Below are 9,720 nucleotides of genomic sequence, written 5' to 3' on the forward strand. Positions count from 1 at the left end.
CTGTTATATGGGGATGCTAGGAATGTTCGAGTCTCCCCATCCGCACCAAAACAGCTTTTCTGATCTCTCCTGAAGTAACTCAGACCCCCAAAAAGCCTGCGTTCTCGTGGCTTTATTTCACCTGATCTAACCCTCCGAACCTGTTTCACAAGTTCTCGCGGTGTACACCAGCATGTACACTGAAAGTTCTGGTGTACACGGGATGCGTTGGGGAGCGCTTATGAAACGATCGCAGATCAAGCGGCGGCCGTTGGCCGATACCGTTCTGGCTTCGCTCGAGCCTGAAAGCTCGGACTATCGCGAGCTGGATGGTAACGGGCTATATCTGCAGGTGCGCAAGAACGGCTCCAAGTCCTGGAATCTCCGCTACAAACGACCCACCGGAAAGTGGGCATGGATGGGGCTCGGCTCTTTCCCGCGTGTCTCGGGCAAAGCTGCCCGGAAAGAAGCCCAGCGACTCAATGCCATGGCGGCGGACGGTGTGGACCTTCGGGTGTACAAGGAGAGTGTACAAGAGCAGCACCTTTTTGAGACGGCTGCCGAGGACTGGTACCAAACCAAACTGGCCGCCGGACGATCGCCAGGCACGACAGATCAGATGCGCCGCTATCTGGACAGCGATATTTTCCCCGCGATCGGAAAGAAGACGCTGTCCTCGATCACTCGTGCTGACTGCGCGAAGATCCAGGAAAAGCTCGAGGCCCGGGGCGCGCACAACATCGCGAAGAAAGTGCGCTCTTGGATCAATCAGATTTTTTCGCGCGCGATCGGGCAAGGTAAGTGCGAGCTAAACCCTGCCTCAGAGCTGCGCCATATCGCTGCCGAAGCGCCCAAGACGAAGCCCTACCCTCACCTGCTTGAGCCTGAGCTACCGGCATTCCTACAGGCGTTCCGGCATTCCAGTAGTCGTATTATCTCGCGCACCGCTGCGTGGCTGGTCCTTCGCACGGCCTCACGGCCGGGAATGGTTCGTCTGTCCAAATGGTCTGAGTTCGATCTCGACGAGGCGCTATGGTCGATCCCCGCCGCCAAGATGAAGATGCGCCGAGACCACCTGGTCCCGCTCTCACGACAGAGCGTGGATGATCTCCGCGGCCTGTATGAGATTACGGGCCGCGGCGAGTGGGTATTCCCAGGGAATGGCCCCAAGAACCCGACGCTGAGCGAGAACACCATCAACAAGGTGATCGCCATGGTCGGCTATAAAGGCAAGCTGGTCGGCCACGGCTCGCGGCATACGGCATCGACGCTGCTCCGTGAGCATGGTTGGCATCGGGATCTCGTCGAGGCCCAGCTGGCGCATAAGGAAGAAGGTGTCGCCGGCGTCTATAACCAAGCCGCCTACCTATCGAAGCGGCGCCAGATGATGCAGTGGTACAGCGATTACCTGGAAGCGCTCGAGCTTAGCATCACCAAAGATCAGGAGGCGCGGTTTGCCCGTGAGGTGATCGGCCTTTCCAGCGGCCACTCTAGCCCAGCAGGGTAGACCCGCCCCTCCTATGGGACAGTCTCCCTACATCCATCCCGGCGGCGTACGCCGGGATCATGGACTTACCCACAGTTGCAATTGTGGCCGCATCCCTTACTGCCATCGGCGTGACCGTCGGCGCAGGCTTGGCAGCAATACCGCTTCCCATTTGCCTCAGGTGATTGATCAGTGACTTTGCACTCACTGTTATGTCATCACAATGAACAAGCCCATTTTCCGTCAGCATTCCCTTACCCGATGATTTATTGCCGGGGTACCGGGCAACTCAGGTCGCCCTCTTCGCACTGCGAGTAGCTCTTCAGCGTCTCAGTACGTTGCTGGGTCAGGTTCTCCAGGCATCCGACTTTGACCATTGAATTGGCACTGCCTCCAGAGGTCGGCCCACTCACGAATTCGCATTCGGCGTCCCGAAACTTGATCCAGGCCCGTTGGGCCGTCTTCATCCGATCCTTCGAGTCGCCATCGAGCCGGCCCATGATCTCGTCATAGGTGGTATTTAGCTCCTTGTCAGCGGCTTGGTAGCCCTCGCCCGCGCAGGCATTCATCTCCTGCTGAGTGGTTGCGTCGTCGCAGGACGGGGCCGCCTGGGCCAATCCGCTCAGGCTAGCCAGTGCCAGCCCTGAAACCATGAGAAAACTTCGCATCCTTTCACCTCGCTTCTGGTGTTGTGCTCTATTGGTCGCCATGCCCTGCTCACCCTAGCCAACGTACGAGAGACTTGCTCGTAAACCATGGTCTCAAGTACCGCACACCAGCCCGCTCGCCGCGATCTCGTGTGCCCGTGATGTACCGATACCGCTGATGCGCGTTAGATCATCGGCGGTCGCCCAGGGCCGCCCGTCGATGATGTCATGTGCACGGGCCGGGCCGACATTGGGCAGCCGGTCCAGCTCGCTCGCCGTGGCCGTGTCTAGATCAATGCAGCTTGGGCCACTCGCTTGACCACCCTCGCCCGCCAGCTCATCCGCGCCGGAGAATCTCGCCTGCGCGTTGCCAGTGGTCAGGTAGATGGGGGCGTGATCTGAGACGATGTCACGCGCTGTGGCATGATCGATGTCGAGCATCTCGGGAAAGCGGACGATGCCGGTACCGGTCACGCTGAGTTCGCCGGGGTCATACCAGAAGTTGTCATAGAGGCTGGCGTATTGGCCGTCGGTCTCGCTCAGGGTCGTGGCGCCACGGGTAATGGCCGGCCGAGCGCCAGTATCGCGTAGCGGCTGCCAGGCGGGATCACTGGGCGGCAGGTTAAAGTCGCCAGCGATGACGCGTGCGCTATCCGGGTAGACCTCGCGCATCCACTCCCAGATGCTGGCCAGCTCACGGATCTCTGGCGTGCGATCGGCGCGGTTGTCGCCATAGACGATGTGCACCGCGGCCATCGCGATCTTGTCGCCGGTATCCTTGTCACGGAACTCCGCCAAGTACGGCTCCCGCGCGAACAGATCGCCGGGATCCAAATACACTACAGCGCCCTGGGTATACTCGACGGCGCTGTCTCGCCACAGGTAGGCGTAACTCTCGCGGTACGAGCTGCGCCCCACCGTGTGGGAGGTCATCGAGCTCCAGGCTTCACCCGTCTGCCGCTCCAGCTCACGCTCGAGCTGTGTCACGGCGCTGTCGTCCATCACTTCCTCAAGCGCCCACAGGTCGGCGCCCTTCGCGACGTCAGCGACGGCGTCCAAGCGCTTGCCGTTGTTCCACCCTAGATGCTTGAGGTTCCAGCTACCGACGGTGATGTCAGCTGCTGCATGGGGTGCGAAAGACACAGCCACGACGAGTGGTGAGATGAGCGACAGGGATCGTTTCCAGCAGAGCATAGAGGGTCTCGAATTGGTGGGTGGTCAGCGCGAGGGGAATCTACGCGACATGCTCACCTGAGAACACTGGATCCGAACCCCTTCTGATAACTCAGCGCCTTCGAAGTGCAGCTAAATGCGAGCATCCTGTGCAGAGGATTACCGAAGAATTTTTATCGAACCTCGATCCAGACGTAAGTGATTGCCCTTTCTGAATTTCGGCATCTGCTAATATAGAGTTTTTCCTGCAATAATCACTGTTATAGCCAAATTACGCTATTTGATCCGCCGAGCGTGTCTACCCGATACTGTACGCACATACAGTATTCTTAGGGAGCACGCTGTCATGTCCGCACAATTCAAAGCCGCCGCGTCTTATCAGCAGTTGAGCCGCCGCATCCAGCAGCAGATCGCCCGGGCGCGCGATCGCGAGCAGTTCGCTGTCACCGTCTACCGCTTCGACGAGGATGATCCCGCCGCATGGAATCGCATGCTCGGTGAGTTCGAGGAACTGGACTACGTCTCGGTATCTCGCGTCGGCGTTGCCGAGGCGCTGATCACCTGGAACGCAGCGGAAGCGGAGGCCGCATCATGACGATCCCCGTTCAGTACCTGGGCCAGTACGACCAAGGCGCGCAGCCGGTGATGATACCTCTCGCCGCTGGCGAAGCCCGCGCCGGCTTCCCCTCTCCCGCCGATGACTACATCGAGGCAGAGCTAGATCTGATCGCACACATTGTGCAGCGCCCTAGCGCGACGTTCTATGTCCGCGCCGCTGGCGACTCGATGGAGCGCTACGGGATATTCAGCGGGGACATTCTCGTCGTCGATCGCTCACTCGAGCCGACCGACGGTGACATCGTCGTGATCGCCGTCGACGGCGAGATCACCTGCAAGCGCCTCGGCAAAATCGGCCAGCGCCCCTATCTGCTCGCCGGTAACGAGAACTACAAGCCGATCCCCCTGGCCAACGCCGAGTGTCACTTCTGGGGCGTCGTCACTCATAACGTCCATTCGCACCGGGGTGGGCGGTCGTGATCGGCCTGGTCGACTGCAACAACTTCTACGCGAGCTGCGAGCGCGTGTTTCGCCCTGACTGGGAAGGCCGGCCTGTTGCCGTACTCTCGAATAACGATGGCTGCGTGATCGCGCGGAGCAACGAAGCGAAAGAGCTGGTCGAGATGGGCGCGCCTACGTTCAAGATCCCACCCGATGCCCGGCGACAGCTGATCCTGGTCTCGTCGAATTACACGCTCTACGGCGACATGAGCCGGCGCGTGACGGCGACACTGCGCGACTTCACGCCGGACGTCGAGATCTACTCCATCGACGAGTCATTCCTGGGATTCGATGGCTTCCCCCTGGATGGGCTGATCGACCACTGCATCGAGATGCGGCGTGTCGTAAGACGCAACACTGGCATACCGGTCAGCGTCGGGCTATCGACCTCACGCACGCTGGCCAAGCTCGCGAACAAACGGGCGAAGAAAGGCGCGGGGCGCGACGGCGTATGCCTGATGCAGCCCGACAGCGACGAGACGCGCGCGGTCCTCGAGGATTTACCCGTCACTGATCTCTGGGGCGTGTCCGGACGCCTTGGCCAACGGCTGAGCCAGATGGGCATTGTTACCGCCTGGCAGCTACGCGAGGCCGACCCAAAGCGGATCCGGCAACGGTTCTCGGTCGTGCAGGAACGGCTCGTCTATGAGCTGCGTGGCACCGACTGCATCGACACAGATGACTATGGCGAGCCGAAGAAGAACATCATGACCAGCCGATCGTTCGGCCGGCTTTCGAGCGACCCGCACGAGGTGCGCCAAGCGATCCGCGCGCACGCCGCCCGAGGTGCCGAGAAGCTGCGCAAGCAAGGCAGCGTGGCCCGGGCGATTCAGGTTCACCTGAAAACCAACAAGCACAGGGAAGACCTGGCGCAATACCACCCCGCGCTAATCGTTCAGCTCCCCCACCCCAGTAACGACACCCGCGTGATTGTCGGTGCCGCCCAGGCCGCGCTCAAACGCATGTGGCGCGATGGCTATCGCTACATGAAAGCGGGCGTGATGATGCTCGATCTCGTGCAGTCTGACGCCATGCAGCACGACATCTTCGATTCACCAGAGAGCGACGCCGAGCGGGAACGATCGGCCAAGGCATCAGCGGTGATGGACGAACTGAACAAACGCATGGGGAGCGGCACACTGCGCTTGGGCGGCACAAAGGGCAAAGCGGACTGGAAGCTGAAAGCCGAGCTGCTGACGAACCGGTACACAACACGGTGGGACGAGCTGCCGGTGGCCCACCTGAAGTGAGATTACGAGATTGACTACCCAGCCGAAGCTGAGATATGTTCGCTGAAGGCGTGGCTAGCCTTGGCTGTGAGCAACCTCAATCAGCTTCACTTCGCACCACCAAACTATCAGCGTTCTATGCGCTGGCAGCTTGCTTAAATGCTCACTGGGAAACGGCTGCCTAGCGCGAAATGGAGCGTTCGACATGAATGATTACACCGACCAGTTGAAAGTCGCGGCTAAATTCCTTCGCGACGAATTCAGTAAAGACGGCGATAAAGTAGGCTCATCTCACGCACATCAAGTGATTGCGGCATACTGTGGATACAACTCGAAAAAAGCTTTGATCGATGATGGGTTTGACGTCGAGAACGAAGAGCTAGCCGAAGAATATGATCCCGACCTAGACAGAATGGAGGCGGTGATATCTAGCATGAAGCCGACACCTCTGCAGCAATCAAGTACTGATTATGTAGCTGCAGTTATTCACGCAGGCTTGGCTCCTCCCTGCGAATCATGCGGCAATAAGGTTGTTGGAATTCAGCCACTGCTTGAGCCCGGCCGGTGCCAATTTGTTGATGGCTACGTTTGTGAAACATGTGCCGAGCAGGAAGCTGAGGCGTATGCCACGTGCAGATTCTGCGGGCCGGACGTCGTCTATCGAGCTGAGAATATCAACTTCCGAGGTGAGTGCCCTGAACATGACGGCGAGTCTGTTCTGGACGAGGAGGAAGAGGAAGATTATGAGAGCTACACCGAGTACCACACCAAAGACGGCTGAGGAAAAATAGCGAGGTGATTCGCTAAACGTACGCGCAGGCCCCGCCCAACAGGAGCGGGGCTTTTCGTTACAGAGGGTTGATCAGAGCCGCGTTACGATCGTCACCGGGTCGATTGACGGCGGTACTTACCGACCAATGCCGGATCAGACCGGCGTCGATATGACGAGTGACGCCTCGGATGGCGTCGCGCTCTGTGAAGTGCGGGTCAAGCCATGGCTCGAGCGAGTCGTTATCCAGCGCCAGAGGCATCCTGTCGTGAACCTCTTTCGCACTGCCCCGCGCCGGCTCGGTGATAATCGCTACACCTGGTGGCTTGTCTTCGCCTCGATCCGTCCAGATGCCAGCCAGGTATAGCGTCTGCTCGTCAGATCGGGTTATGAAGTGCGGCTGCTTGCGACCATCGGCGGATAGCCACTCGTACCAGCCATCTGCTGGTATCAAGCAACGGTGGCGCTTGAACGCCGGGGCGAAGTAACGCGATTTTGCCACGGTCTCGGCTTTCGCATTGATCGGCTGCGGCGCTGTAGTGTCCGCCCACGTCGGCCGATATCCCCACCAGAGCTGCTCGATCGTCACCAGCGCCTCGTCGTCAGCACGGCGTGCGACACTGATCCACGTGCCCGGCGGCACGTTGTAACGGGGCTCAGCGTCAACGAAGAGGTCGGGCTGGGCCACGGCCTCAGCGAGCGCCGAGAAATCCATCGTGTAGAAAGCGTATCGTCCGCACACTTATTTTGGGATATCCATTGAGACGAATCGCACGCCAGTTTGCTGAGAGACAACCTGCGCGTAGCTCTCGATTTCAGTCAAGGCGTAGTATGCTTTGTTTAGAGCCAGCTCGTACTGCTGGATCGTATGCATGGTATGTGTCTGCTTCAAAATATCTTTAAAGGCTGGAATTCCAGGCTGAAGCTTGTCGAGCTGATGATTTATCGAATCTTCTGAAGATTTTGCTGCAGAATATAGTTTTTCAGCTTTGGCGTGGAGCCTATCGGGGGACGCACCCTCAGGAATATTAATGCTTCCACTGTTTTCTTCTACACTTTCAGCAAAGTAAAGTATTGACTCGGCTTTTTTAACTAGAAGATTCGCTCTAGACTGCTGCTGAACCGCACTGGTTATAATTTGGTTATAGGAGCTTACAAAATACGTCCCCACCGAGACCCCTAACGCGAGAACAGACACAATAATAGAAATATATGCAGTCATTCATAATCCTATTGGTAGACTGGTGAAACATCACGGCCAGTAAAATGGAAAGTGTAAGATCACACAAGAGAAATGTCTAAAGTTCGCGACTTAATTTAGCGCTTGGATATGCTTATGATAAACCACACCCACGCAGGTCGCTCCTCTCTTTCTCGGCCGCCGAGTTACCCCAGCAACCAGCCTATGATGGCCACCACGGCGCACCCCGCCGCCGGCGTCAGCACATCCAGTGCGGAATCGCGGGACCAGTACAACAGCCCCTCATACCAGCGCACGGGCATCACGTCGCCCCACTCCCACCCGCGATCTCGGGCGAGGTGGTATTCGTGCTGCGCGATTTCACGCGCTAAGAATGCCGTCACCGCGATGACGCCGGCGACGGCGAGGCCAAAAAAAGGCCACAACATGAGTTGTAGCCCGATGGCGATCGCTAGATGTTCCCAGTGAGTTTTATTCATCGGCGTCGATCCAGATAGCCGCCTGAGCCTGCCCGGCCAGCGTCAGGGCTTCTTTTAGTTCCGCCCTGGTGGCTTGGATCACGGAGTTGTCGGCGAGCACCCAGCGGATCGTGTCGGAGTCTTCGGCCATGGCAACGAAACGGGCCATACGATTCTGGCTTGTCTCGTCACCGTCGAAGGTGTTGCCCGCAGCGTTGGTGACTTTGATACGGGCGACCTGGTCGGCACGAGCGGAAACGAACGCGTCGCGCTCGCGCTTTGCTTCGAGCACTGCCAGTTCTTCGGCGGTCGGCGCTGGGGTATGCGTAAATGAGCCCATCAGATTTCCACCTCTCGATTGAAGCGCAGGGCGTCCCACTCGGCATGGCGCGCTTGAAATGCGTCGTCGGTTTCCTCTTCCTCGCGAACGGGCTCGGGGCCATAGCAACCGATCGCCAAAACCTCGATAACGCCATCGGTTTTCGTCGCTGATAGCAGAGGCATGGAAGGCAGCACATCCGACTCAAATCCATTGAACGTACCATCGCCTGCGCTTGTGAAGTCAAAGGTTTCAACACTGCCGTTGACGATAACGGTCAATACCTGACCTAGGGCAGAAAAGGAGACGTCATTGTCGCCGCATTGTGGAATCAGTTTAAGTTTCATGCTTTCCACCTTCCGGAAGCCTTTACAATGACGTTGCAGGTAGTATCTGTAAAAACTGGTGCAGCTGGATTTGTTGCTGTAAATAGCTTCACATAGACTTTATCTTTATACCGACCTGCAATATTGCAGGTGAAAATCCTATCAGTTGTAGTCGTGTTGATAGGCGTAAGTGATATATCGGGCAAATCGCCATAAAAGGCATGTGGAAAAACTATTGCAACCGGTTCAGGCACCGCCTCTCCAACACCTAACTGGATAGTCTCTAGCGTCCCATCTGCAAGTTTTGTATATCTACCAGTGCTGTTCGATCCACTCTCAATAATCGCGCCGCTTGGCACACCACCGGTATCTTCTACCGTGCCAACGATGCCACCTCTCGCGTAAACCTCACCAGTACCAGCAACATCACGCAATGCAGCAGTGCCCACCTCATTCGGCAGGCCGGAGCCCTTCGCATGCATTATCTTGTCGGCATCAACGCTAGCCGCTGCGGTCTCCGCAGCTTGACGATCATTACCCGTCGCCTCGCGATCCGCGCCGGTCTTCTGTCGATCGGCGGCCGTGGCTTCGGCAGCAGCAGTCGTCGCCGTGCGATCTTCGCCGGTCTGCTGTCGATCGGCGGCCGTGGCCTCGGCAGCGGCGGTTGTGGCGGTTCGATCTTCGCCGGTTTGCTGGCGATCGGCGGCCGTGGCTTCGGCATCGGCCTTAGTCGCGGCTCGGTCCTTGCCGGTCTGCAGGCGGTCGGCAGCGACCGCTTGCCGATCCTGTCCAGTCGCGGTGGCGTTCTCTTGGGCGGTGTCCCGGGCAGCTGCCAGTTCTTGGCTGGTGCCGATCCGTTCCCGAGCTTCCGTCAGCGCATCGTCGGTGGCCAGCTTGTTCGCTGCTGCCTTGCCAGCACTGGTCGACGCAGCTTCCTTTGACTGTGCTGCTTCGTTCCGCAGTTCTTCGCATGTCGCGGCGAACTGCCCGGCGGCGTCGGCCTGGCCTTTGGAGAACGCGGCCATCTTCACCGCGCCCACCAGGCACGGCACGAACCGCGTCATGTAGCCGACG

13 protein-coding genes are annotated in these 9,720 nt (G+C 58.5%); 5 read left to right on the forward strand and 8 right to left on the reverse strand.

Annotation, left to right across the window (positions count from 1 at the left end; all coding sequences use genetic code 11):
• Positions 1 to 220 precede the first annotated feature (220 nt).
• Positions 221 to 1,486: a tyrosine-type recombinase/integrase gene (locus tag DOM36_RS02325; RefSeq protein ID WP_110641079.1), complete on the forward strand. Its 1,266-nt coding sequence runs from the start codon at positions 221 to 223 to the stop codon at positions 1,484 to 1,486.
• 245 nt (positions 1,487 to 1,731) lie between these two features.
• On the opposite strand, the gene DOM36_RS02335 is transcribed toward DOM36_RS02325, so the two are convergent.
• Both DOM36_RS02335 and DOM36_RS02340 read right to left on the reverse strand, forming a co-directional pair.
• A complete protein-coding gene (locus tag DOM36_RS02335) occupies positions 1,732 to 2,133 on the reverse strand; it encodes a lysozyme inhibitor LprI family protein (protein WP_110641081.1) in 402 nt (133 codons plus the stop codon).
• 93 nt (positions 2,134 to 2,226) lie between these two features.
• The gene (locus DOM36_RS02340; protein ID WP_232823704.1) at positions 2,227 to 3,261 is read right to left on the reverse strand and encodes an endonuclease/exonuclease/phosphatase family protein; all 1,035 of its coding nucleotides are present in this window, start codon (positions 3,259 to 3,261) and stop codon (positions 2,227 to 2,229) included.
• A 370-nt stretch (positions 3,262 to 3,631) separates the two neighbouring features.
• On the opposite strand from DOM36_RS02340, the gene DOM36_RS02345 reads away from it, so the two are divergent.
• The 4 genes from DOM36_RS02345 to DOM36_RS02360 all read left to right on the forward strand — a co-directional run bounded on the left by DOM36_RS02345 (position 3,632) and on the right by DOM36_RS02360 (position 6,354).
• Entirely contained in the window at positions 3,632 to 3,880 is a 249-nt protein-coding gene (locus DOM36_RS02345) for a DUF1654 domain-containing protein (protein ID WP_110641083.1), read from the forward strand.
• Positions 3,877 to 4,323: a translesion error-prone DNA polymerase V autoproteolytic subunit gene (gene umuD / locus DOM36_RS02350; protein WP_110641085.1), complete on the forward strand. Its 447-nt coding sequence runs from the start codon at positions 3,877 to 3,879 to the stop codon at positions 4,321 to 4,323. The genes DOM36_RS02345 and umuD overlap by 4 nt, the downstream gene beginning before the upstream one ends.
• Complete coding sequence (locus DOM36_RS02355; RefSeq protein WP_110641087.1) at positions 4,320 to 5,594, forward strand: Y-family DNA polymerase; 1,275 nt, start codon at positions 4,320 to 4,322, stop codon at positions 5,592 to 5,594. Before umuD ends, DOM36_RS02355 begins: the two co-directional genes overlap by 4 nt.
• A 184-nt stretch (positions 5,595 to 5,778) precedes the next feature.
• Positions 5,779 to 6,354, forward strand: coding sequence for a hypothetical protein (locus DOM36_RS02360; protein ID WP_110641089.1), 576 nt, complete (start codon positions 5,779 to 5,781; stop codon positions 6,352 to 6,354).
• Between the two features lie 67 nt (positions 6,355 to 6,421).
• Here the strand turns inward: DOM36_RS02360 and DOM36_RS02365 are convergent, their stop codons facing one another.
• The 6 genes from DOM36_RS02365 to DOM36_RS20250 form a co-directional block, all read right to left on the reverse strand.
• Positions 6,422 to 7,084 (reverse strand): SOS response-associated peptidase, encoded by a 663-nt coding sequence (locus tag DOM36_RS02365; protein WP_110641091.1) that lies wholly within the window; start codon positions 7,082 to 7,084, stop codon positions 6,422 to 6,424.
• Positions 7,085 to 7,564, reverse strand: a complete 480-nt coding sequence (locus tag DOM36_RS02370; protein ID WP_110641093.1) for a hypothetical protein — start codon at positions 7,562 to 7,564, stop codon at positions 7,085 to 7,087. It abuts the gene before it with no gap.
• A 164-nt stretch (positions 7,565 to 7,728) separates the two neighbouring features.
• Complete coding sequence (locus DOM36_RS02375) at positions 7,729 to 8,022, reverse strand: hypothetical protein (protein WP_110641095.1); 294 nt, start codon at positions 8,020 to 8,022, stop codon at positions 7,729 to 7,731.
• Positions 8,015 to 8,341, reverse strand: a complete 327-nt coding sequence (locus DOM36_RS02380; RefSeq protein ID WP_110641097.1) for a hypothetical protein — start codon at positions 8,339 to 8,341, stop codon at positions 8,015 to 8,017. The genes DOM36_RS02375 and DOM36_RS02380 overlap by 8 nt, the downstream gene beginning before the upstream one ends.
• Entirely contained in the window at positions 8,341 to 8,667 is a 327-nt protein-coding gene (locus DOM36_RS02385) for a hypothetical protein (protein ID WP_110641100.1), read from the reverse strand. Before DOM36_RS02385 ends, DOM36_RS02380 begins: the two co-directional genes overlap by 1 nt.
• On the reverse strand, positions 8,664 to 9,720 hold a 1,057-nt coding region (locus DOM36_RS20250; protein WP_198651175.1), incomplete at its 5' end, for a hypothetical protein. The genes DOM36_RS20250 and DOM36_RS02385, both read right to left, overlap by 4 nt.

The sequence above is a fragment of the Salinicola sp. CPA57 genome (genome assembly GCF_003206035.1).
Lineage (GTDB): Bacteria > Pseudomonadota > Gammaproteobacteria > Pseudomonadales > Halomonadaceae > Salinicola > Salinicola socius.

Excerpts from the sequence above, each read along its gene's own strand:
- DOM36_RS02385 (WP_110641100.1), bottom strand. The coding sequence starts at position 8,667 with ATGAAACTTAAACTGATTCCACAATGCGGCGACAATGACGTCTCCTTT.
- DOM36_RS02325 (WP_110641079.1), top strand. The coding sequence starts at position 221 with ATGAAACGATCGCAGATCAAGCGGCGGCCGTTGGCCGATACCGTTCTG.
- DOM36_RS02375 (WP_110641095.1), bottom strand. The coding sequence starts at position 8,022 with ATGAATAAAACTCACTGGGAACATCTAGCGATCGCCATCGGGCTACAA.
- DOM36_RS02370 (WP_110641093.1), bottom strand. The coding sequence starts at position 7,564 with ATGACTGCATATATTTCTATTATTGTGTCTGTTCTCGCGTTAGGGGTC.
- DOM36_RS02360 (WP_110641089.1), top strand. The coding sequence starts at position 5,779 with ATGAATGATTACACCGACCAGTTGAAAGTCGCGGCTAAATTCCTTCGC.
- DOM36_RS02335 (WP_110641081.1), bottom strand. The coding sequence starts at position 2,133 with ATGCGAAGTTTTCTCATGGTTTCAGGGCTGGCACTGGCTAGCCTGAGC.
- DOM36_RS02380 (WP_110641097.1), bottom strand. The coding sequence starts at position 8,341 with ATGGGCTCATTTACGCATACCCCAGCGCCGACCGCCGAAGAACTGGCA.
- umuD (WP_110641085.1), top strand. The coding sequence starts at position 3,877 with ATGACGATCCCCGTTCAGTACCTGGGCCAGTACGACCAAGGCGCGCAG.
- DOM36_RS02345 (WP_110641083.1), top strand. The coding sequence starts at position 3,632 with ATGTCCGCACAATTCAAAGCCGCCGCGTCTTATCAGCAGTTGAGCCGC.